Origin of the sequence: Streptomyces sp. NPDC050416, from assembly GCF_044458845.1 — a bacterium.
Classification (GTDB): domain Bacteria; phylum Actinomycetota; class Actinomycetes; order Streptomycetales; family Streptomycetaceae; genus Streptomyces.
Genome location: NZ_JBITII010000002.1, coordinates 396,989 through 416,946, shown reverse-complemented (window position 1 = coordinate 416,946; position 19,958 = coordinate 396,989). Strand labels below are relative to the sequence as shown.

Annotated in this window: 19 protein-coding genes; 9 read left to right on the top strand and 10 right to left on the bottom strand. The window is 70.4% G+C overall.

Translation table 11 applies throughout. The features are described 5' to 3' along the window. Window positions 1–51 precede the first annotated feature (51 nt). Window positions 52–366, bottom strand: coding sequence for a hypothetical protein (locus tag ACIBL4_RS06915; protein ID WP_399407236.1), 315 nt, complete (start codon window positions 364–366; stop codon window positions 52–54). A gap of 109 nt (window positions 367–475) precedes the next feature. On the opposite strand from ACIBL4_RS06915, the gene ACIBL4_RS06910 reads away from it, so the two are divergent. The 3 genes from ACIBL4_RS06910 to ACIBL4_RS06900 all read left to right on the top strand — a co-directional run bounded on the left by ACIBL4_RS06910 (window position 476) and on the right by ACIBL4_RS06900 (window position 5,979). After that, complete coding sequence (locus tag ACIBL4_RS06910; RefSeq protein ID WP_399407234.1) at window positions 476–808, top strand: hypothetical protein; 333 nt, start codon at window positions 476–478, stop codon at window positions 806–808. A gap of 261 nt (window positions 809–1,069) precedes the next feature. Next, window positions 1,070–2,335, top strand: coding sequence for an Ig-like domain-containing protein (locus tag ACIBL4_RS06905; protein ID WP_399407232.1), 1,266 nt, complete (start codon window positions 1,070–1,072; stop codon window positions 2,333–2,335). 329 nt (window positions 2,336–2,664) lie between these two features. Continuing rightward, window positions 2,665–5,979: a S8 family peptidase gene (locus ACIBL4_RS06900; protein ID WP_399408108.1), complete on the top strand. Its 3,315-nt coding sequence runs from the start codon at window positions 2,665–2,667 to the stop codon at window positions 5,977–5,979. 87 nt (window positions 5,980–6,066) lie between these two features. Here the strand turns inward: ACIBL4_RS06900 and ACIBL4_RS06895 are convergent, their stop codons facing one another. Then, entirely contained in the window at window positions 6,067–6,987 is a 921-nt protein-coding gene (locus ACIBL4_RS06895; RefSeq protein WP_399407230.1) for a helix-turn-helix domain-containing protein, read from the bottom strand. A gap of 180 nt (window positions 6,988–7,167) precedes the next feature. Between ACIBL4_RS06895 and ACIBL4_RS06890 the strand changes: the two genes are divergently transcribed. Both ACIBL4_RS06890 and ACIBL4_RS06885 read left to right on the top strand, forming a co-directional pair. Next, window positions 7,168–8,208: an NAD(P)-dependent alcohol dehydrogenase gene (locus tag ACIBL4_RS06890; RefSeq protein ID WP_399407228.1), complete on the top strand. Its 1,041-nt coding sequence runs from the start codon at window positions 7,168–7,170 to the stop codon at window positions 8,206–8,208. A 164-nt stretch (window positions 8,209–8,372) separates the two neighbouring features. Further along, window positions 8,373–8,768 carry a VOC family protein gene (locus ACIBL4_RS06885; protein ID WP_399407226.1) on the top strand — a complete coding sequence of 132 codons (396 nt, stop codon included), beginning with the start codon at window positions 8,373–8,375 and terminating at the stop codon, window positions 8,766–8,768. 16 nt (window positions 8,769–8,784) lie between these two features. On the opposite strand, the gene ACIBL4_RS06880 is transcribed toward ACIBL4_RS06885, so the two are convergent. From ACIBL4_RS06880 to ACIBL4_RS06860, 5 genes are all read right to left on the bottom strand, one after another. Further along, window positions 8,785–9,702, bottom strand: a complete 918-nt coding sequence (locus ACIBL4_RS06880; RefSeq protein ID WP_399408106.1) for a DUF5829 family protein — start codon at window positions 9,700–9,702, stop codon at window positions 8,785–8,787. Between the two features lie 79 nt (window positions 9,703–9,781). After that, window positions 9,782–10,462, bottom strand: coding sequence for a DUF4389 domain-containing protein (locus ACIBL4_RS06875; RefSeq protein WP_399407224.1), 681 nt, complete (start codon window positions 10,460–10,462; stop codon window positions 9,782–9,784). Between the two features lie 120 nt (window positions 10,463–10,582). After that, window positions 10,583–11,707, bottom strand: coding sequence for an AI-2E family transporter (locus ACIBL4_RS06870; RefSeq protein ID WP_399408104.1), 1,125 nt, complete (start codon window positions 11,705–11,707; stop codon window positions 10,583–10,585). Window positions 11,708–11,799: 92 nt separating this feature from the next. Next, window positions 11,800–12,468, bottom strand: a complete 669-nt coding sequence (gene msrA / locus ACIBL4_RS06865) for a peptide-methionine (S)-S-oxide reductase MsrA (RefSeq protein ID WP_399407222.1) — start codon at window positions 12,466–12,468, stop codon at window positions 11,800–11,802. Window positions 12,469–12,604: 136 nt separating this feature from the next. Continuing rightward, on the bottom strand, window positions 12,605–13,726 hold the full coding sequence (locus ACIBL4_RS06860; protein ID WP_399407220.1) for a hypothetical protein: 1,122 nt from the start codon (window positions 13,724–13,726) through the stop codon (window positions 12,605–12,607). Between the two features lie 163 nt (window positions 13,727–13,889). Between ACIBL4_RS06860 and ACIBL4_RS06855 the strand changes: the two genes are divergently transcribed. After that, entirely contained in the window at window positions 13,890–15,044 is a 1,155-nt protein-coding gene (locus ACIBL4_RS06855) for a cystathionine gamma-synthase (protein WP_399407218.1), read from the top strand. Between the two features lie 16 nt (window positions 15,045–15,060). Here the strand turns inward: ACIBL4_RS06855 and ACIBL4_RS06850 are convergent, their stop codons facing one another. The 3 genes from ACIBL4_RS06850 to ACIBL4_RS06840 form a co-directional block, all read right to left on the bottom strand. Then, a complete protein-coding gene (locus ACIBL4_RS06850) occupies window positions 15,061–15,312 on the bottom strand; it encodes a hypothetical protein (RefSeq protein WP_399407216.1) in 252 nt (83 codons plus the stop codon). Beyond that, the gene (locus ACIBL4_RS06845) at window positions 15,309–15,812 is read right to left on the bottom strand and encodes a sigma factor-like helix-turn-helix DNA-binding protein (protein WP_399407214.1); all 504 of its coding nucleotides are present in this window, start codon (window positions 15,810–15,812) and stop codon (window positions 15,309–15,311) included. Before ACIBL4_RS06845 ends, ACIBL4_RS06850 begins: the two co-directional genes overlap by 4 nt. A gap of 257 nt (window positions 15,813–16,069) precedes the next feature. After that, the gene (locus tag ACIBL4_RS06840; RefSeq protein ID WP_208641395.1) at window positions 16,070–16,576 is read right to left on the bottom strand and encodes a MarR family winged helix-turn-helix transcriptional regulator; all 507 of its coding nucleotides are present in this window, start codon (window positions 16,574–16,576) and stop codon (window positions 16,070–16,072) included. A 163-nt stretch (window positions 16,577–16,739) separates the two neighbouring features. Between ACIBL4_RS06840 and ilvA the strand changes: the two genes are divergently transcribed. The 3 genes from ilvA to ACIBL4_RS06825 all read left to right on the top strand — a co-directional run bounded on the left by ilvA (window position 16,740) and on the right by ACIBL4_RS06825 (window position 19,953). Continuing rightward, entirely contained in the window at window positions 16,740–17,969 is a 1,230-nt protein-coding gene (gene ilvA, locus ACIBL4_RS06835; protein WP_399407212.1) for a threonine ammonia-lyase, read from the top strand. 152 nt (window positions 17,970–18,121) lie between these two features. Further along, entirely contained in the window at window positions 18,122–19,099 is a 978-nt protein-coding gene (locus ACIBL4_RS06830; RefSeq protein ID WP_399407210.1) for an ATP-binding cassette domain-containing protein, read from the top strand. Then, window positions 19,096–19,953, top strand: a complete 858-nt coding sequence (locus ACIBL4_RS06825; RefSeq protein ID WP_356927969.1) for an ABC transporter permease — start codon at window positions 19,096–19,098, stop codon at window positions 19,951–19,953. The genes ACIBL4_RS06830 and ACIBL4_RS06825 overlap by 4 nt, the downstream gene beginning before the upstream one ends. Window positions 19,954–19,958: the final 5 nt, after the last annotated feature.

Here is a 19,958-nt window from a genome sequence, read left to right as displayed (position 1 = left end):
GCGGCGGGGCCCCGGGCGCGTGACCTCGGAAGCCGGCCTCAGAAGCCGGCCTCAGAAACCGAGCCGTTCCCGGCGGACCGAGTACACGACGAAGCCCGCGCCCAGCGTGAGGAAGAACGTGCCGCCCATGACGTACGGCGTGCTGTCGAAGCTGCCGGTGTCGGCGAGGCGGGTGCCGTTGACGGAGTCGCCCGCGGTCGTGGCCGCGATCCGCGCCTGCTCCGTGACCTGCGGCGACGGGCTCGCCGCGACCGCGTCTCTCACCGGCGAGTGTGACGTCGCGTTGGCGGACGGGACGAACCACAGGGCGCCCAGCAGGGTCGCCGCGGCGGTGGCGGTCAGCAACGGACGGCGAGCGGATGACACGGAATATCGATCCCCTTGTGGCGCTGGCGAATTGGCCGTGTGGGGCGATGTTAGTGAAAGTCGCGGGTCACGGGAAAGTCACGGGAGGACCTGGACGTACGCTCGCGCCATGAGCACTCCAGAGACATCACGTTTTGTCCGGCTTCGAGTGGAGCTCGTTCTCGAGGTCCAGGACGCGGACGGGATCACCAAGGCCGCGCTGCGCCGGATCGCCGACGACGGTGAGATGCCGGCGGCGGAACGGACCCACGGCGAGGCCGCTGTGACGGAAGACACTGCGGAGGCCCTCGCGTACCTCGTCGACCCGTTCGACCTGGTCAGCCAGGTACCGGGGGTGGAGCTCCAGCAGGCCTCCTGGAGCAGCGAGCGGATCGACTACGACCCCGATGCGCCGGACTGGGATCTCGACGAGGATGATGTCGACGACGACAGTGACAGCTGAGGCACTTGAGAAAATGGTGACCCCGGACGGCAACCGTCGTCCGGGGTCACTGCGTCTCAAGCGGCGCACCGCCCTGAGCCGCACCGTCCGCGCCCGTGCGCCGCGGACGGGCGCGGACGTGGTGATCCCCACACGTGCGCGACATGGGGAACCGGACGAACCGGTCGTAGCGTTGAACGTTCCGGACGAGGACTCACGAGTCCTGACGGGGGCACTTGCACTGCGACGGGGACACCCGGGGTTTTGGGGAAATCGGCAACGATGGAGAAGCGTGTGATGACGGTCAGTAAGCGGCGCAAGGGCCTGACGGTCGCGTCCGCACTGCTCGGCGGAGTGCTGGTGCTCTCGGCCTGTTCCGGCGGCGATGACAACGCCTCCGGGAGTGACGGCGGCGACAGCTCCCAGTCGAAGGTCGACGAGGCCGCGGCCGAGAAGGCCTCCAAGGCCCAGATCAAGATCACACCCGAGGACGGCTCCGACAACGCCTCCATCAACAACTCCGCAACCGTCACCGTCAGCAAGGGCACGCTCACGAGCGTCAAGATGACGACGTCCGACGGCACGGAGGTCAGCGGCCAGATATCCGCCGACAAGACCAGCTGGAAGCCCAGCACGCAGCTGGAGCGTTCCACCACCTACAAGCTGGCGGCGGAGGCGAAGGACTCCGACGGCCGCGTCGCCCACGAGAACGCCTCGTTCACCACGGTCTCCCCGGCCAACAGCTTCATAGGCAACTTCACCCCGGACGACGGCACCACCGTGGGCGTCGGCATGCCGGTCTCGATCAACTTCGACAAGGCGATCACCAACAAGGCCGCCGTCCAGAAGGGCATCAAGGTCAGCACGACCAGCGGCCAGGAGGTCGCCTGCCACTGGTTCAACGCCAACCGCATGGACTGCCGCCCCGAGGACTACTGGAAGGAAGGCTCCACCGTCACGCTGAAGCTCGCGCTCGACGGCGTCGAGGGAGCCAAGGGCGTCTTCGGCGTCCAGCAGAAGACGGTCACCTTCAAGATCGGCCGCAACCAGGTCTCGTACGTCGACGCGAAGACCAAGCAGATGAAGATCACGCAGGACGGCAAGGTCGTCCGGACGATCCCGATCTCCGCCGGCTCGCCCGCGAACAAGACCTACGAGGGCGTCATGGTGATGTCCGAGAAGTTCAAGGAGACGCGTATGAACGGCGCGACCGTGGGCTTCACGGACGACGACGGCAAGGGCGAGTACGACATCAAGGACGTGCCGCACGCCATCCGCCTGTCCAGCTCGGGCACGTTCATCCACGGCAACTACTGGGGCGCGAAGTCCATCTTCGGCAACGTGAACACGAGCCACGGCTGTGTCGGCCTCCAGGACGCCAAGGGCGCGAACGACCCGAACACCCCGGGCGCGTGGTTCTACAACAACTCGATCATCGGTGACGTGGTGGTCGTCGAGAACACCGGCGACAAGACCATCGCGCCGGACAACGGCCTGAACGGCTGGAACTTGAACTGGGCCGACTGGAAGGCCGGTTCCGCGGTCTGACGGGTCGTCAGCCGCAATCGGCAGCCGCACGCGAGGCGAGCCGCCGCCCTGCCCCCGTCCCGGGGCGGGCGGCGGCTCGCCTTTGTGCGCGACCGTGTCAAGGGGAACGCGCGTGCCCCATCGTCCTTCCCTGTAACGGAGTTCCCGCAGCCTTGTAACAGCCTGCCGACGGATCTCTTACCTCCCTCTCATCTATTGAGTGACTGATCACACCTCGGCATACTGCGTAATTCCGGGGGGTGTACGCCCATGCGTACGAGACCACCCCCGGCCGGGTGAACGGGGAAATTCGCCCGGTACTTCTGCAAGGGGGAAACTTGCGCAGACAAGTGAAAAGGGCGTGCGCGGCCACGGTCGCCACAGCTGCGGCCGTGGCCCTGGCGGCGGGTATGACCAGCCCGGCGTCGGCGAACGGCGAGCAGACGACCGCAGCCGCGAAGCAGGCGCCGGTCACCGCCAAGCACCGCATCACACTGATCACCGGTGACCGGGTCGTCCTGGACGCCAAGGGCCGGGTCGTCGGCCTGCAGCGGGCCAAGGGACGCGAGCACATTCCCTTCCAGGTCCGCAAGATCGACGGCCACACGCTCGTGATCCCGGCCGACGCGGCCCGCCTGGTCGCCACCGGCAAGCTCGACCAGCGGCTCTTCGACGTCACCGAGCTCAACAAGTCCGCGACCCGCAAGGCCCAGAAGAAGGGCCTGAAGGTCATCGTCGGCTACCAGGGCAGCGCCGCGGCCACCAAGGCCGACGTACGCGACGCGGGCCGGCTCAGCCACTCCCTGAAGACCGTGAACGCCGACGCGGTGCAGACGCCGCAGGAGGACGCGCCCGAGCTGTGGGACGCGGTCACCAACGGCGACAAGACCGCCTCCGGCATCGCGCACGTCTGGCTCGACGGCGTCCGCAAGGCCAGCCTCGACAAGTCCGTGCCGCAGATCGGCGCCCCCAAGGCGTGGGCCGCCGGCTACGACGGCAAGGGCGTCAAGATCGCCGTCCTGGACACCGGTGTCGACGCCACCCACCCCGACCTCAAGGGCCAGGTGATCGACGCCAAGAACTTCACCACCGCGCCCGACACCTCCGACAAGGTCGGCCACGGAACGCACGTCGCCTCCATCGCCGCCGGTACCGGCGCGAAGTCCGGCGGCAAGTACAAGGGCGTCGCGCCCGGCGCGAAGATCATCAACGGCAAGGTGCTCGACGACGGCGGATTCGGCAGCGACTCCGAGGTCCTCGCCGGCATCGAGTGGGCCGCCGCGGAGGGCGCCGACGTCGTCAACATGAGCCTGGGCGGCGGCGACACGCCCGCGATCGACCCGCTGGAAGCGGCGGTGAACAAGCTGTCCGAGGAGAAGGGCATCCTGTTCGCCATCGCGGCCGGCAACGAGGGCGACTTCGGCGAGCAGACCATCGGCTCCCCGGGCAGCGCCGCCGCGGCCCTGACCGTCGGCGCGGTCGACGACAAGGACGTGCTGGCCGACTTCTCCAGCCGCGGCCCCGGCATGGACGGCGCCCTCAAGCCCGACGTGACCGCGCCCGGCGTGGACATCACCGCGGCCTCCGCCCCCGGCAACCAGATAGCCGCCGAGGTCGGCGAGAAGCCGGCCGGCTACATGACGATCTCCGGCACGTCGATGGCGACCCCGCATGTCGCGGGCGCGGCGGCGATCCTCAAGCAGCAGCACCCGGAGTGGAAGTACCCCGAGCTGAAGGGCGCCCTCACCGGCTCCACGAAGGGCGGCAAGTACACGCCGTTCCAGCAGGGTTCGGGCCGCATCCAGGTCGACCAGGCCATCAAGCAGTCCGTGATCGCCAACCCGTCCTCGGTGAGCTTCGGCGTCCAGCAGTGGCCGCACACCGACGACAAGCCGGTCACCAAGGAACTGACGTACCGCAACCTCGGTACGAAGGACGTCACGCTGAAGCTGGCCTCGACCGCCACCGACCCGAAGGGCAAGGCCGCCCCGGCAGGCTTCTTCAAGCTCGGCGCCACCTCGGTGACCGTCCCGGCCGGCGGCAAGGCCTCCGTCCCGTTCACCGTGAACACCAAGCTGGGCGGCACGCTCGACGGCGCCTACTCGTCGTACGTGACGGCGACGGGCGGCGGCCAGACCGTCCGCACGGCCGCCGCGGTGCAGCGTGAGGTCGAGTCGTACGACCTCACGCTGAAGTTCATCGACCGGGACGGCAAGCCCGCCAAGAACTACAGCGCCGACCTGGCCGCCGTCTCCGGCCTCGGCAAGGGCAAGTCCTACGCGCCGTACGACGCGGACGGCACCGTCACCACCCGGGTGCCCAAGGGTGGTTTCATCCTCAACACCAACGTCCTCGTGGGCGACGATCCCGAGAAGTTCCAGGGCGTCGACTGGCTCGCCCAGCCCAAGCTGGACGTCACCAAGAACACGACGGTCACGCTGGACGCCCGCAAGGCCAAGCCGGTGGACATCACCGTGCCGGACAAGGCCGCCAAGTCGGTGTTCGCCTCGCCCGACTACACGGTGGAGACCGGCGACTCCAGCTACGGCTTCGGCTGGTTCCTCGACTCCTACGCCGACATCCGCACCGCGCACGTCGGCCCGCAGATCACCGACGGTTCCGTGACCCAGCAGTGGGACGGCCACTGGACCAAGGGTGACAAGGAGCAGTACGACGTCACCGGCGGCGGCAAGGTCAAGCAGCTCGCCACCGGCTACACCAAGCACTACAAGGCGAGCGAGCTCGCCACGGTGAAGGCGGGCCTCGGCGCCGCGGCGAAGGGCAAGAAGGGCTCCATCAGCGCCGTCGGCTGGCTGCCGTGGAGCAACAGCGCCTCCTCGATCGGCATCGAGCAGTCCCTGCCCGCCACCCGGACGCTGCACCTGTCCACCACGGGCGATGTGAAGTGGCAGTTCGAGTTCTCCCAGTCCGGCGGTGTCGACGCGGACGGCTTCCCGATCGACGAGGCCGCCTACGCGCTGGGCACGCACAAGTTCGCCGCCGGCAAGACCTACTCGAAGACCGTCAACACGGCCGTCTTCGGGCCGCGCCTCAACGCCGAGTTCGGCCTCTTCCGTGAGGGCGACCAGGTCTACGGCTCCCTGCCGCTGTTCGCGGACGGCAAGGGCAACGCGGGCTACTCGACCTTCTCCGCGGTCGACACGACGCTCTACCGCAACGGCAAGAAGCTCGGCAGCAACGACGACCCGCTGTTCGGCGAGAAGCAGTTCAAGGTCCCGGCGGGTGACGCCGAGTACAAGCTGACGACGTCGGTCAAGCGCAGCGTCAAGGTCGCGGCGGCCTCCACCCGCATCGACGCGAGCTGGACGTTCCGCTCGAAGAAGAGCTCCGGCATCAAGCAGCTGCCCGCCTCCACGGTCCGCTTCAACGCGGTCACGGGGCTGGACAGCAAGGTCCCGGCCGGCAAGTCGGTCAGCGTCCCGGTCACCGTCGAGGGCGCGGCCAAGGGCAGCAACCTGAAGTCGCTGTCGGTCTACGTGTCGTACGACTACGGCAAGACCTGGAAGAAGCTCACCGTGAAGAAGGGCAAGGTCAGCTTCAAGAACCCGGCGAAGGGGAAGGCCATCTCCTTCCACGCGAAGATCGCCGACAAGAAGGGCAACAAGTCGACGATCTCGATCTACAACGCGTACTACGGCAAGTGAGCCACCGCCCTGCGCCGCAGGGTGAGCTGTAGGACTCGTCAGTGAGCGGCCCGCCGGAAGCCTCGGCTTCCGGCGGGCCGTTCCCGTTCACCGGGCCGGCGCACCGCTCCCCGCCCGGGTCGCGTCCGTACCCCAGCTGGCCAGCAGCCGCAGCGCCTCCGCCGACGACGAGTCCGGCTCCGCGTGGTACGTGATCAGGGACTGCTCGCCGTCGTCGACCAGGCGGAACGTCTCGAAGGACAGGGTCAGTTCGCCGACCAGCGGGTGCCGCATCCGCTTCACGCCGTAGCTCTTCTCCTTGACGTCGTGCGCGGCCCACAGCCGGCGGAACTCCTCGCTCTTCACGGAGAGCTCGCCCACCAGGGCGGACAGCTTCGGGTCGTCCGGATGGCAGCCCGCGTCCATGCGCAGAAAACCGACGATGTCGGACGCCTTCTGGTCCCACTCGACGAACAGCTCGCGGTAGTCGGGCCTGAGGAACACCAGCCGCGCCCAGTTCCGCTCCGGCGCCGGCAGCTCCCCCCAGTCGCCGAAGAGGGCCGCGGCCATCCGGTTCCAGGCCAGGATGTCCGAGCGGCGCCCGACGACGTACGCCGGGACGGCGTCGATCGAGTCCAGCAGATGCCGCAACGCCGGCCGTACCTGCTGGGCCCGCGCCGTCTGCTTCTTCTTGTGCTGCTTCGGCTTCGCCAGGTGCGTCAGATGGGCGTGCTCGGCGCCGGTCAGCCGCAGGGCGCGCGCGATCGCGTCGAGCACCTCCGCCGAGACGTTGCGCCCGTTGCCCTGCTCCAGGCGTGTGTAGTACGCCACGGACACCCCGGCCAGCTGGGCCAGCTCCTCGCGGCGCAGCCCGGGCACCCGCCGCCGCCCGAAGTCGGGCAGCCCCACGTCCTCAGGCTTCAGCCGGGCACGCCGGGTGCGCAGGAACTCGCTGAGCTCGGCACGCCGGTCCAGGCCCCCGCCGGTCTGCGGTGCGGGCTCCTGTACGGGTTCGGGCTGTTCGTCCATGCCCTCCAGTATTCACGGTCGTACGCACACGAGCCTGACCCCGCCAGTGGTACGCACGCTGTGCGTACGCAAAACCGTGACCTGGGTAGACGCTCGCGGGTCTGGCACGCTCGGGGTCGTGCCCGGTCAGAACATCCAGAAGGCAGCCGGGCACGGAACCCCGCTAGGAGAACCCCCGGCATGACCACTGTTGCTGCGTACGCCGCCCCCGCGCCCAAGGCCCCGCTGGAGCGCACCACCATCGAGCGCCGCGAGGTCGGCGAGTACGACGTCCTGATCGACATCAAGTTCGCCGGTATCTGCCATTCCGACATCCACCAGGCCCGCGACGGCTGGGGCGAGGGCATCTTCCCGATGGTCCCCGGCCACGAGATCGCCGGTGTCGTCTCCGAGGTCGGCCCGGGCGTCACGAAGTTCGCCGTCGGCGACCGTGTGGGTGTCGGCTGCATGGTCGACTCCTGCCGCGAGTGCGAGAACTGCAAGGCCGGCCGTGAGCAGTACTGCGTGAAGGGCAACGTCCCGACGTACAACGGCATAGGCAAGGACGGCGAGCCCACTTACGGCGGCTACTCGCAGAAGGTCGTCGTCGACGAGAACTTCGTCGTCCGCATCCCCGACGGCCTCTCCCTCGACGTCGCCGCGCCGCTGCTGTGCGCCGGCATCACCCTCTACTCCCCGCTCAAGCGCTTCGGCGCCGGCCCCGGCAAGAAGGTCGCGATCGTCGGCCTGGGCGGCCTCGGCCACATGGGCGTGAAGATCGCCCACGCACTGGGCGCCGAGGTGACCGTGCTGTCGCAGTCCCTGCGCAAGCAGGAGGACGGCCTGAAGCTGGGCGCGGACCACTACTACGCCACCAGCGACCCGAAGACCTTCGAGGAGCTGGCCGGCACCTTCGACCTGATCGTCTCCACGGTCTCGGCCCCGCTGGACTTCGGCGCCTACCTGTCGCTGCTGAAGACCGAGGGCACGCTGGCCAACGTCGGCGCCCCCGAGGAGCCCATCTCCCTGAACCTCTTCTCGGTGATCGGCGGCGGCAAGTCCCTCGCCGGTTCCATGATCGGCGGCATCGCGGAGACCCAGGAGATGCTGGACTTCTGCGCCGAGCACGGCCTCGGTGCCGAGATCGAGCTGATCAGCGGTGACCAGATCAACGAGGCGTACGAGCGGGTGGTCGCCAGCGACGTGCGCTACCGGTTCGTGATCGACACCGCGACCATCTGAGACCGGTCGGTTTTCCGTCTCCGCCCCGAGCCACGGACATGCCCGAGGGCCCAGGCAGCGCGCCGGGGCCCTCCGGGTGTTCGTGATGCACGAGGAAGGGGCCCGCGGGGTACACATGAGGAGTGCACCAGGGGGTTCGCCAGGTAGGTCAGGGGAGGCCCGCCATGACCGTGCAGCTGAACCACACCATCGTCGCCGCGCGTGACAAGCGCGTCTCGGCCCGGTTCCTCGCCGACATCCTGGGGCTGGACGTGGCGCCGCCCTACGGCCCGTTCCTCCCGGTCGAGATCCCCAACGGCGTGACGCTCGACTACATGGACAGCCCCGGCGCCATCACGTCGCAGCACTACGCCTTCCTCGTCTCCGAGGAAGAGTTCGACGAGATCTTCGCCCGGATCCAGGAGGCCGGTCTGACGTACTGGGCGGATCCCTTCCACAGCCGTCCCGGCGAGATCAACCACCACGACGGCGGCCGGGGCGCGTACTTCGACGACCCGGACGGCCACCGCCTGGAGATCATCACGCGGCCGTACGGCAGCGGCGGCCGAGCCGCCGGCTGACCCTTTGCGGCCGGTGCTAGGAGGCCGTCGGCCGGTCCTGCTCGCCGAAGGTCCACACGGCGCGGGGCCCCGGGCCGACGACGAGGGCGGAGTGACCGATCCGCTCCTCGTGCCGGTACGACACCGGCGTGTTCAGCGACATCTCGACCTGCCGCAGACCCACCCGGTCGAGCGGCACGGCGTCGAACCGCAGCGTGGTGCCGCCGCCCTTCGCGACGGCACCCCCGCCGGGCAGGGACCGGACGGCGAACCCGCCGGCCTTCAGCAGCGGCACCGTGTTGGCGAGGTCCCGGGCGGTCACCGCGAGCCGGATGCCGGTCACGTCCCGCATCAGGTGGTCGCGGTAGCCGTCGGACAGGTAGCGCTCCCGGCCCACGTCACCGGGGCGCGCGGCGGGCTCGGTGTTGCTGCGCGGGTCGGCGAAGTACTCCGGCCGGTACTCCATGCCCCAGGCGCCGAAGAGGTCGTACTCCGCGGTGGTGAAGACGGCGTCGAACCAGGGCACCGGGACGCCGTCGCCGAAGTCGCGGGTCTGCTGGAACTCGACGGGGTCGCTGATCCCCAGCTCGCGCAGCCGCGCGGTCACCGTCGCCAGGTCGCCCTCCTGTTCGGCCGAGACGCCCATGCCGGTGGCGCCGAGGGTGCCGTCCTTGCCGGCGACGTCGCCGATCCCGAACAGCTCGAGGTAGGTCTCGCGGCCCAGCAGGTAGCGGCCGGTCCAGGTCTGCCCGCCGGCCCCGGTCGTGGTGCGGACCTGGAAGTCGGCGAAGTCCCGCAGGTAGCCGGAGTGCTCGATGGCGTCGGCGGTCTCCCGGTCGAGGACACCGTAGGCGTGGTTGTAGAACAGGAGCTGCCGTCCGCCGTCCTCGGCATGCGCGGAGCTCACCCCGCCCTGGACCGCCCCCGCGAGGGCAAGGGCGACGACCATGATCATCTGTAAGGCTCGTCTGACCGTCATGCGGAGGAGCGTAGGGCGGGAGGAATCGCTTCCGCCGGGAATTGCGGTGACCTTGTCACGGACCCTTCGTCAGTGGCCCTCGGTCAGGGGGCTCCTGCCCGCCCATGTCGAGGCGGAACGGCGGGTACTGGTCGGTCATCAGGGCGGCGTACGCGGTCACCCGGGCGCACCAGCGGGCGAGGCCGAGCAGGAAGTCGAAGAGGTGCCGCGGATAGCGGGCGGTGAACAGCAGGACGACCACCGCGACCAGCGAGAGGAAGGGCATCAGTCCCGTGCCCCGCCAGCCGTCCCCGTCGTCCCAGCCCCAGCCGCCGCCCACGAACATCGCGACGACGATGTACTGCGGGATCGCCAGCAGCCACCACTTGACCAGCACCAGTCCGCGCGAGAGCCGCTCGGGGTAGGCGACGTCGAAGCGGGCCGGATAGCCGGGCACGTCGGCCAGGGTGAACGGCGGGTACCGGTCGGTGCCGAGCGCGGTGTGGGCGTAGTAGCTGACCCGCCAGTTCCAGCGCAGTACGCCGACGTTGAAGTCGAAGAGGGGCCGGGGGTACCGGGCGGTGAACAGGATGGCGAAGAACGCGACGACGCTCACGAGGGCGAACGCGATCCACAGGAAGAACAGCACGATGTAGTGCGGGACGGCGAGCAGCCACTTCACCAGCCACAGCCATCGGGACAGCCGGTCGTCGACGGACGCCTCCAGGCGCACGGGCGACGTGGTGACAGGAACCATGGGGCGGCACTCCCTTCGCCTGCAGGCTCGCAGGCGAGGAGGAGCCCCGCGACCCGGGCGGGGCCGTTCGTGCGTTCGTGTTCGTTCCTGTGTTCGGGCCGGTTCGTGCGGCCGGGGCCGTTACGACGGGACGGGGGCGGCGCTGTCCGGCTCGTCGGTGCCGTCCGGTTCAGCGGCGCTGTCCGGTTCCTGCGGCGGTTCGCCGAGCTGCTCGCGCACGTAGTTCCAGACCACCGCGATCAGCGCGGCGACGGGGACGGCGAGCAGGCTGCCCACGATGCCGGCCAGGCTGCCGCCAAGCGTCACCGCCAGCAGCACGACGGCCGCGTGCAGGCCCAGCCCCCGGCTCTGGATCATGGGCTGGAAGACATTGCCCTCCAGTTGCTGCACCACGACGATGATGATCAGCACGATCAGCGCGTCCGTCAGGCCGTTGGAGACGAGCGCGATCAGGACCGCGACGAAACCGGCGAACAGGGCGCCGATGATCGGCACGAACGCGGACACGAAGGTCAGCACCGCCAGCGGGAGCACCAGCGGCACGCCCAGGATCCACAGGCCCAGTCCGATCAGGACGGCGTCGAGCAGGCCGACGGCCGCCTGGGACCGCACGAAGGCGCCCAGCGTGTTCCAGCCGCGCTCGAACACCGTCGGGACGTCGGCGGCGAGCCGGCCGGGCAGCTGGCGGGAGAGCCACGGCAGGAACCGCGGGCCGTCCTTGAGGAAGAAGAACATCAGGAAGAGGGCGAGAACGGCGGTGACCAAGCCGTTCACCACGGTGCTCACGCCCGTGACGACAGCGCCGACCATGCTGCCGACGCCCTCCTGGGCGCGGGCGACGGCCGTGTCGAAGGCCTTGTTGATCTGGGCGTCCCCGATGTTCAACGGCGGCCCGGCGGCCCACTCGCGCATCTTCTGGATGCCCTCGACCACGCCGTCGGTCAGCTGACCGGACTGGGAGGCCACGGGCACGGCGATCAGCGCCACGACACCCGCGGCGACCAGCAGGAACAGCACGGTCACCACCGACGCGGCGAGCGCGGGCGGCCACCCGCGCCGACGCAGGAAGCGGGCGGCGGGCCAGGTCAGCGTGGTCAGCAGCAACCCGACGACGAGCGGCCAGACCACCGACCACATCCGCCCCAGCAGCCACAGTCCCACTGCGAGCATCACCAGCACCAGCAGCAGCTCTGCGGAGACGCGGGCGGATATCCGGAGCGCGTCACGGGTCTTCGTGGAACTCAAGGGCGCAGTCACGAGGGCACCTTATTGCCACGAAGTCCGGGGGAGTCTCGTATAGGGACCGGGAGAGTCTCGTCCAGGGGTGACGCCGGTCGTCACCCCTCGGCCTTGGCCACGCCGATCGGGCAGGACACGCCCGTGCCGCCGATGCCGCAGTAACCCGCCGGGTTCTTGTCCAGGTACTGCTGGTGGTAGCCCTCCGCCGGGTAGAACGGTCGGCCCTCCGCCGGGACGATCTCCGTGGTGATCTCGCCGTGGCCGGACGCGGTGAGGACCTTCTGGTAGGCCTCGCGGGAGGACTTGGCGATGGCCGCCTGCTCGGGGGTGTGGGTGTAGATCGCCGAACGGTACTGCGTGCCCACGTCGTTGCCCTGGCGGAAGCCCTGCGTCGGGTCGTGGGACTCCCAGAACGTCTTCAGGAGGCGCTCGTACGAGATCACCTCGGGGTCGTAGACCACGCGGACGACCTCCGTGTGGCCGGTGAGGCCCGAGCAGACCTCCTCGTACGTGGGGTTCTCCGTGTAACCGCCCTGGTAGCCGGCCAGGGTCGTCCACACCCCTGCCGGGAGCTGCCAGAACTTGCGCTCGGCGCCCCAGAAGCAGCCCAGGCCGAAATCGGCGGTCTCCAGGCCCTCGGGGTAGGGACCGAGCAGCGGGTTGCCGAGAACGGTGTGGCGGTCGGGGACCGAGAACGCCGGCTCCGGGCGGCCGGGCAGCGCCTGCTCGGGGGTCGGCAGCTGGGGCGTACGGCTGTGCAGGAACATGCGGTCTCCAATCGGCACGACACCCACGCGGGGGCGACGCCCTGTTCAACGCGCGAGGGCATGGGGGAATTCCGGCCGGGAGCCTTGCCGAGGGGTGATACGAGCCCACGCCCCGGGCCTGCGCCCCGCTCACGCTTCAGTGCGGGAGGCTCGCCGGGCTGCCGCCGTTCGCCTCGTAGCCCGCCACCGCCAGGGCCCGGTACACCGCGAACTCCGCCGCCGGGTCGGCGGACAGCGTCCAGGGCAGGGCGCCGACATGGCCGTCGATGTGCACCAGCTGGTTCATGGCCTCCGACCAGCGCTCGCTGCGGACCAGGAAGAAGACCAGCATGTGCCGTACGTGCGCCAGCATCGGGTCGTCGGGGCGGGCCGAGTGCACCGCGTGCAGCGCGCCGTGGACCGCCTTAGTGACGACCTCGGTCTGCCAGAAGCTGCTGACCAGGGTCACCTCGGGAAGGTGCTCGAACACGGCGAAGAGGGGCATCGCCGCCAGCAGGGAACCCTTGGGCGCGCGGGCCGCCGCGGCCTCCGCGAACTCGTACGCCAGCGCACGCGAGCCGTGCCACTTCTCGCACCAGAAGTGCAGCGCGGCCAGGTGCGCTCCCATGTGGGCCGGGGCGCGGTCCAGGATCTTCAGCCAGAGCTGCTCGAAGTCCTTCTGGGAGTAGCCCAGCCCGCGGGCCACCGACAGCTCCACGATGTACGGGATCGGGTCGCCGGGAGCCAGCAGCGCCGCCTCACCGCACGCCGCCTTCGCCTCCTCCATGATGATCCGGAACTCGTCCGTCCCGGGCGTCGCCGTCCGCCACGCCTGCTGCACCAGGAACTCCGCGTGCACCGCGGCCCCGCCCGCGTCCTTGGGCGCCTCGGCCCGCCACACCCGCAGCCACTGCCCGCCCGGCGCCTCGCCCACCCCGCCGGGCCGCTGTTGCAGCTCCAGCGAGGCCGCGCCCGCGAAGGCCTGCACACGCTGCCAGCGGCGCTCGCCCTCCGTCTCCGTACCGGCGAGGAGCTGCTGGGCCGCGCGGTAGTCCTGCGTGCGCTGCACCACGTCCAGCACGTCCAGCAGGTCCTGGTCGGGGCCGGGCATGCGGATGTCCAGCTCCTCCTCGCGGACGAAGCCGTAGTTCGCCGGGTCCGCGGCGTCCGGGTGGTCGGGCGAGACCAGCCCGATCGCGGCCCCGCGCCTGCGCCGCAGGAAGGGAAGCAGCACGAAGCCCAGCATGACCAGTGCGATCAGGACCCAGAGAATCTCCATGCAACAAGCGAACCAGACCGCGCCGACAATTGGCCAACCTGGTCCCCGAACCTGTGGAAAACCCGGCCGAGCCGCACCCGCCACCCTGTGGAAAACCCGCCCCCCGGGCCCCGCCGCCTCGTCGCCCGGCACTCATCGCGTCGGCGCACTACCCTCGGTCCCCATGAGCGACAGGCATATCAGTCAGCACTTCGAGACGCTCGCGATCCACGCGGGCAACACCGCCGACCCCCTGACGGGCGCGGTCGTCCCGCCGATCTACCAGGTCTCCACCTACAAGCAGGACGGCGTCGGCGGCCTGCGCGGCGGTTACGAGTACAGCCGCAGCGCCAACCCGACCAGGACCGCGCTGGAGGAGAACCTCGCCGCCCTGGAGGGCGGCCGCCGGGGTCTCGCGTTCGCGTCCGGGCTGGCGGCCGAGGACTGCCTGCTGCGTACGCTGCTCAGGCCCGGTGACCACATGGTCATCCCCAACGACGCCTACGGCGGCACGTTCCGCCTCATCGCCAAGGTCGTCGCCCGCTGGGGAGTGGAGTGGTCGGTCGCCGACACCAGCGACCCGGCCGCCGTACGGGCCGCGATCACCCCGAAGACCAAGGCCGTGTGGGTGGAGACCCCCTCCAACCCGCTCCTCGGCATCACGGACATCGCCGCCGTCGCTCAGGTCGCCCGGGACGCCGGCGCCCGCCTCGTCGTCGACAACACCTTCGCCACGCCCTACCTCCAGCAGCCGCTGGCGCTCGGCGCGGACGTCGTCGTGCACTCGCTGACCAAGTACATGGGCGGCCACTCGGACGTCGTCGGCGGCGCCCTGGTCACGGGCGACCCGGAGCTGGGCGAGGAGCTGGCCTTCCACCAGAACGCGATGGGCGCGGTCGCCGGGCCCTTCGACTCCTGGCTGGTGCTGCGCGGCACCAAGACCCTCTCCGTGCGCATGGACCGGCACAGCGAGAACGCCGCGAAGATCGCCGACATGCTCACCCGGCACGCGCGCGTGTCGAGCGTCCTGTACCCGGGCCTGCCGGAGCACCCCGGTCACGAGGTCGCGGCCAAGCAGATGAAGTCGTTCGGCGGCATGGTCTCCTTCCGTGTGGCGGGCGGCGAGGAGGCGGCCGTCGAGGTCTGCAACCGCGCCAAGGTGTTCACGCTGGGCGAGTCCCTGGGCGGCGTCGAGTCGCTGATCGAGCACCCCGGCCGGATGACGCACGCCTCCGTGGCGGGCTCGCTCCTGGAGGTGCCCGGCGACCTGGTGCGGCTGTCCGTCGGCATCGAGAACGCCGACGATCTGCTGGAGGACCTCCAGCAGGCGCTCGGCTAGGACGGCCCCGGCCGGGTCACCAGCCGGTGAGGGGTGGAGTCGTGTCCGACGGCGGCTCCACCCACGGGCGGGCCGTCAGCGCCCACACGATGAACGCCACGGCCGCCGCGAACATCAGCAGCCACAACAGGCGCCGGGCGACCGTCCTGCGCCGCAGCATCCGGTTGCCCCGGCGCACCGCCTCCGCGTGGATCTCGGGCGGCACGGGCCGCGACGGCGCCTGCTCCAGCAGCCGCCGTACGGTCGCCTCGCGGTCGTTCCCGCTCATGACGGCACCGCCTTCGCGGCCCTCACCGCCGGGGCCGGGCCCCGCGCGCGGTGCAGCAGGGTCGTCGTCGCCCGGTGGCAGACGGCCCGTACGCGCTCCGCGGACAGGCCGAGCAGGGCCGCCGTCTGCTCCTCGGCGACGCCCTCGTAGAGCATGAGCACCACGATGAGCCGCTCCTGCGGGCCGAGCGGGGCCAGGGGGCTCGCCGGGTGCGGCCGGGAGCGGCCGGGACCGCCGTAGTGGTGCCAGGCGCCGCGCGCGAAGCGGGTCGCCAGATACTGCCGGGTGCGGTCGTACGGATCCTCGCCGCGCAGCCGGTCCCAGCACGCGTATGTGTGCGCCAGCGACAGGGTCAGCAGGCGCCGCGCGCGGGGGTTGTCGTCCGGGTCCTCCGCGGTGAGCAGGGTGGCGGCGTGCAGCAGCCGCCCGGCCGCGCCCGCGACGAACGCCTCGAACTCCCGGGCCCGGCGGGTTGCCTGGGACGCATGCCGCTCTCGCATCGCGCCTCCCGCCCTACGGCGATCCTGAGGATGCGGGCCCGGCCGGGTACACGGGCGACGGCCGCGTACGACGGGGACCCGGTCTCATATCAGGCCAGGGGCGGCCCCGAGGTCAAGAGCCGCGCACCGAGCGGGTCGGCGGACGGCGGCCCGCGCCCCCTTTGGGCCCGACCGGCCTCCTGCCACAGGTGCGTCGCGGCCCGTCGGCGGACGGCGTCGGCGTCCCGCCCGCTCCACCGGCCACGCGCGCGTGGGGGTCAGGACGGCGACTGCGCCTCCGGCCCCGGTACTCCCTGGACCGCCATCCGGGCGGACAGCGCGCTGTTGAAGCGCGTGAGGAGCGAGCAGAACGCCTCGCGCTCCTCCGGCTGCCAGTCCTCGGTCAGCTCGGCCATCAACTGCCGCCGGGACGAGCGCACTTCCTCCAGCCGCGCCTGCCCGCGCGGGGACAGCTGGAGCACCACCGCACGCCCGTCCTCGGGGTGCGACGTGCGCTTGACCAGGCCGGTGTCGACGAGCGGAGCCACCTGCCGGGTGACCGTCGACGAGTCGATCCCCATGCTCGCGGCGAGGGCCTTGACGCCCATGGGGCCTTCCTTGTCGAGACGGTTGAGCAGCAGGTACGCGGCGCGGTCCATCGAGTTGCGCACCTGCCCGACCCCGCCGAGCCGGGTCTGTTCGGCACGACGCGCGAACACCGCCACCTCGTGCTGGAGGGTGTCGAGAAGACCGGTGTCACCGACGGTCGTCATGTCCATCGACATTTCAGGTGTTGTGGGCATGGCCGGGGGCTCACTTCGTGAAGGGCTGGCTGATTGGGGGACAGGGTACGCGGCCGGGGGGCGGGCCGTACCGGCGCTGCGCAAAGCGGGTCTCGGACGTTGGTCACAACGGCGGTTCCCGTTCGTGAACTGCGATGCTGGAGTCATGAGCTACAGCACGGCGGACTCCTTGCGGCCCGTCACCCTCGACGACGTGCGCGGCGCCCAGAAGATGCTCTCGGGCGTGGCGCGGGTGACCGCGATGGAGGGCAGCAGGCACCTGTCCCAGATGGTCGGCGCGCCGGTGCATCTCAAGTGCGAGAACCTCCAGCGGACGGGGTCGTTCAAGCTGCGCGGCGCCTACGTCCGGATCGCCGGTCTGCTGCCCGAGGAGCGCGCCGCCGGTGTCGTCGCCGCGAGCGCCGGCAACCACGCGCAGGGCGTGGCCCTGGCGTCCGCTCTGCTCGGCGTGCGCTCCACGGTGTTCATGCCGAAGGGCGCCCCGCTGCCCAAGGTCAGCGCCACCCGGGACTACGGGGCCGAGGTGCGGCTGCACGGCCAGGTGGTCGACGAGACGCTGACCGCCGCGCAGGAGTACGCGGCCGAGACGGGCGCGGTGTTCATCCACCCCTTCGACCACCCCGACATCATCGCGGGCCAGGGCACGGTCGGCCTGGAGATCCTGGAGCAGTGCCCCGAGGCGCGCACGATCGTGGTCGGCATCGGCGGGGGCGGACTGGCCGCCGGGATCGCGGTGTCGGTGAAGGCCCTGCGGCCAGACCTGAAGATCATCGGCGTCCAGGCGGAGGGCGCGGCCGCCTATCCGCCGTCGCTGGCGGCGGGCCGGCCCGTCACGGTCGAGAATCCGGCGACGATGGCCGACGGCATCAAGGTCGGGCGGCCCGGCGACGTGCCGTTCGGGATCGTCGGCGATCTGGTCGACGAGGTGCGGACGGTCAGCGAGGACGAGCTGTCCGCCGCGCTGCTGCTGTGCCTGGAGCGCGCCAAGCTGGTCGTGGAGCCTGCCGGGGCGAGCCCGGTCGCGGCGCTGCTGAGCCGGCCCGACTCCTTCGAGGGGCCGGTCGTCGCCGTGCTGTCCGGCGGCAACGTCGATCCGGTGCTGATGCAGCGGGTGCTGCGGCACGGCATGGCCGCGCAGGGCCGCTACCTGGCCGTCCGGCTGCGGCTGACGGACCGGCCCGGAGCTTTGGCCACACTTCTGGGCGTGTTGTCAGTGGTCGACGCTAACGTCCTCGATGTGAGCCACGTACGGACCGACCCACGGCTCGGGCTCACGGAGGCGGAGGTCGAACTGCACCTGGAGACGAAGGGCCCGGCGCACTGCGCCGAGGTGGGCCAGGCGCTGCGCGAGGCGGGCTACACGGTCATGGGCTGACCGGCTGCCGAGCTCGGCGCACCGGGCTCAAGATCCTTTCGTCACGGAGCAGAACGCGGAAAGCCCCATTGTGAGACGCGATACATCGCGTTATGGTGTGTCGTGAAGCGTGATGCCCTTGTCCGGCACTCCCCGAAGACGCGGAGATTCATATGCCAGCCGCCATCCATGCCGAAGGACTGGTGAAGACCTTCGGTGACGTAAGAGCCTTGGACGGAGTCGACCTCGACGTGCCCGAGGGCACGGTCCTCGGCCTGCTCGGGCCGAACGGCGCGGGCAAGACGACCACCGTCCGCTGCCTGACCACCCTGCTGCGCCCCGACAGCGGCCGGGCGGTCGTCGCGGGCATCGACGTGCTCAAACAGCCCGACGCCGTCCGCCGCTCCATCGGCCTGTCCGGCCAGTTCGCGGCCGTCGACGAGTACCTGACCGGCCGCGAGAACCTGTACATGGTCGGCCGGCTCTACCAGATGAAGGCGAAGGCGGCGAAAGAGCGCGCGGCCGAACTGCTGGAGCAGTTCCACCTCGCGGACGCGGCCGACCGCCCCACCAAGACCTACTCCGGAGGCATGCGCCGCCGGCTCGACCTCGCGGCGGCCCTCGTCGTCTCGCCGCCCGTGATGTTCATGGACGAGCCGACCACCGGCCTCGACCCCCGCAACCGCCAGCAGCTGTGGGAGGTCATCAAGCAACTGGTCTCCGGCGGCACGACGCTGCTGCTGACCACGCAGTACCTGGAAGAAGCCGACCACCTGGCACACGACATCGCGGTGGTCGACCACGGCAAGGTCATCGCCCAGGGCACCTCCGACCAGCTCAAGGCCCGCACCGGCGGCGAGCGCGTCGAGGTCGTGGTGCACGAGCGCGAGCACATCCAGGCCGCCGCCGAGGTGCTCACCGGCTTCGGCAAGGGCGACACCACGGTCGAGGAGCACATGCGCAAGCTCACCGCGCCCGTCACCGGCGGCGCCAAGCTCCTCGCCGAGGTCATCCGGGAGCTGGACAACCGGGGCATCGAGATCGACGACATCGGCCTGCGCCGGCCGACCCTCGACGACGTCTTCCTGTCGCTGACGGGACACGTGGCCGAGGCGAAGAACGAGGACGACGACGAGGAGGCCGTGAAGTGAGCGCCGTCACCGACACCGTGCGGGTCGCGCCGGCCGCGAACCCGGTCAGCCAGTCGATCCGTGACTCGCTGGTCGTCGCGCAACGCAACCTGATCCGCATGTCCCGGATCCCGGAAATGATCATCTACGGACTGATCCAGCCGATCATGTTCGTGGTGCTGTTCACCTACGTCTTCGGCGGTTCCATGCAGATCGGCAGCAGCACCAGCGCCGTCGACTACAAGAACTTCCTGATGGCGGGCATCTTCGCGCAGACCGTCACGTTCGCCACCGCCAGCTCCGGCGCCGGTATCGCCGACGACATGCACAAGGGCCTCATCGACCGCTTCCGCTCCCTGCCCATGGCGCGCGGCGCGGTGCTCACGGGGCGCACCCTCGCCGACTCCGCGCAGACGGCCCTCACCCTGGTCGTCCTCGCGGTCGTCGCCCTCCTGGTCGGCTGGCGCGTCGGGTCGGACGGCGACACCAACGCCGGCAAGGTGCTCGGGGCCTTCGGTCTGCTGCTCCTGCTCGGCTACGCGTTCACCTGGATCGGCGCCCTGATCGGCATGTCCGTGCGGACCCCGGAGGCCGCCACGTCCAGCGGGCTGATCTGGCTCTTCCCGGTCACCTTCATCTCGAACGCCTTCGTGGACACCAGCCACATGACCCCGTGGCTGCGCCACATCGCGGAGTGGAACCCCTTCAGCGCCACGGTCCAGGCCTGCCGGGTGCTGTTCGCCAACCCGGGCCAGTCGTCGTCGGACGCCTGGCCCATGCAGCACCCCGTCTGGGCCTCGCTGATCTACTCGATCCTGATCCTGGTCGTCTTCCGGACACTGGCGGTGCGCAAGTACCGGTCCGCGACCGCATGACGATG

Excerpts from the sequence above, each read along its gene's own strand:
- ACIBL4_RS06905 (WP_399407232.1), top strand. The coding sequence starts at position 1,070 with ATGGAGAAGCGTGTGATGACGGTCAGTAAGCGGCGCAAGGGCCTGACG.
- ACIBL4_RS06850 (WP_399407216.1), bottom strand. The coding sequence starts at position 15,312 with ATGAGCGGGAACGACCGCGAGGCGACCGTACGGCGGCTGCTGGAGCAG.
- ACIBL4_RS06845 (WP_399407214.1), bottom strand. The coding sequence starts at position 15,812 with ATGCGAGAGCGGCATGCGTCCCAGGCAACCCGCCGGGCCCGGGAGTTC.
- ACIBL4_RS06830 (WP_399407210.1), top strand. The coding sequence starts at position 18,122 with ATGCCAGCCGCCATCCATGCCGAAGGACTGGTGAAGACCTTCGGTGAC.
- ACIBL4_RS06840 (WP_208641395.1), bottom strand. The coding sequence starts at position 16,576 with ATGTCGATGGACATGACGACCGTCGGTGACACCGGTCTTCTCGACACC.
- ACIBL4_RS06895 (WP_399407230.1), bottom strand. The coding sequence starts at position 6,987 with ATGGACGAACAGCCCGAACCCGTACAGGAGCCCGCACCGCAGACCGGC.
- ACIBL4_RS06910 (WP_399407234.1), top strand. The coding sequence starts at position 476 with ATGAGCACTCCAGAGACATCACGTTTTGTCCGGCTTCGAGTGGAGCTC.
- ACIBL4_RS06875 (WP_399407224.1), bottom strand. The coding sequence starts at position 10,462 with ATGGTTCCTGTCACCACGTCGCCCGTGCGCCTGGAGGCGTCCGTCGAC.
- ACIBL4_RS06890 (WP_399407228.1), top strand. The coding sequence starts at position 7,168 with ATGACCACTGTTGCTGCGTACGCCGCCCCCGCGCCCAAGGCCCCGCTG.
- ilvA (WP_399407212.1), top strand. The coding sequence starts at position 16,740 with ATGAGCTACAGCACGGCGGACTCCTTGCGGCCCGTCACCCTCGACGAC.
- ACIBL4_RS06855 (WP_399407218.1), top strand. The coding sequence starts at position 13,890 with ATGAGCGACAGGCATATCAGTCAGCACTTCGAGACGCTCGCGATCCAC.
- msrA (WP_399407222.1), bottom strand. The coding sequence starts at position 12,468 with ATGTTCCTGCACAGCCGTACGCCCCAGCTGCCGACCCCCGAGCAGGCG.
- ACIBL4_RS06880 (WP_399408106.1), bottom strand. The coding sequence starts at position 9,702 with ATGATCATGGTCGTCGCCCTTGCCCTCGCGGGGGCGGTCCAGGGCGGG.
- ACIBL4_RS06860 (WP_399407220.1), bottom strand. The coding sequence starts at position 13,726 with ATGGAGATTCTCTGGGTCCTGATCGCACTGGTCATGCTGGGCTTCGTG.
- ACIBL4_RS06885 (WP_399407226.1), top strand. The coding sequence starts at position 8,373 with ATGACCGTGCAGCTGAACCACACCATCGTCGCCGCGCGTGACAAGCGC.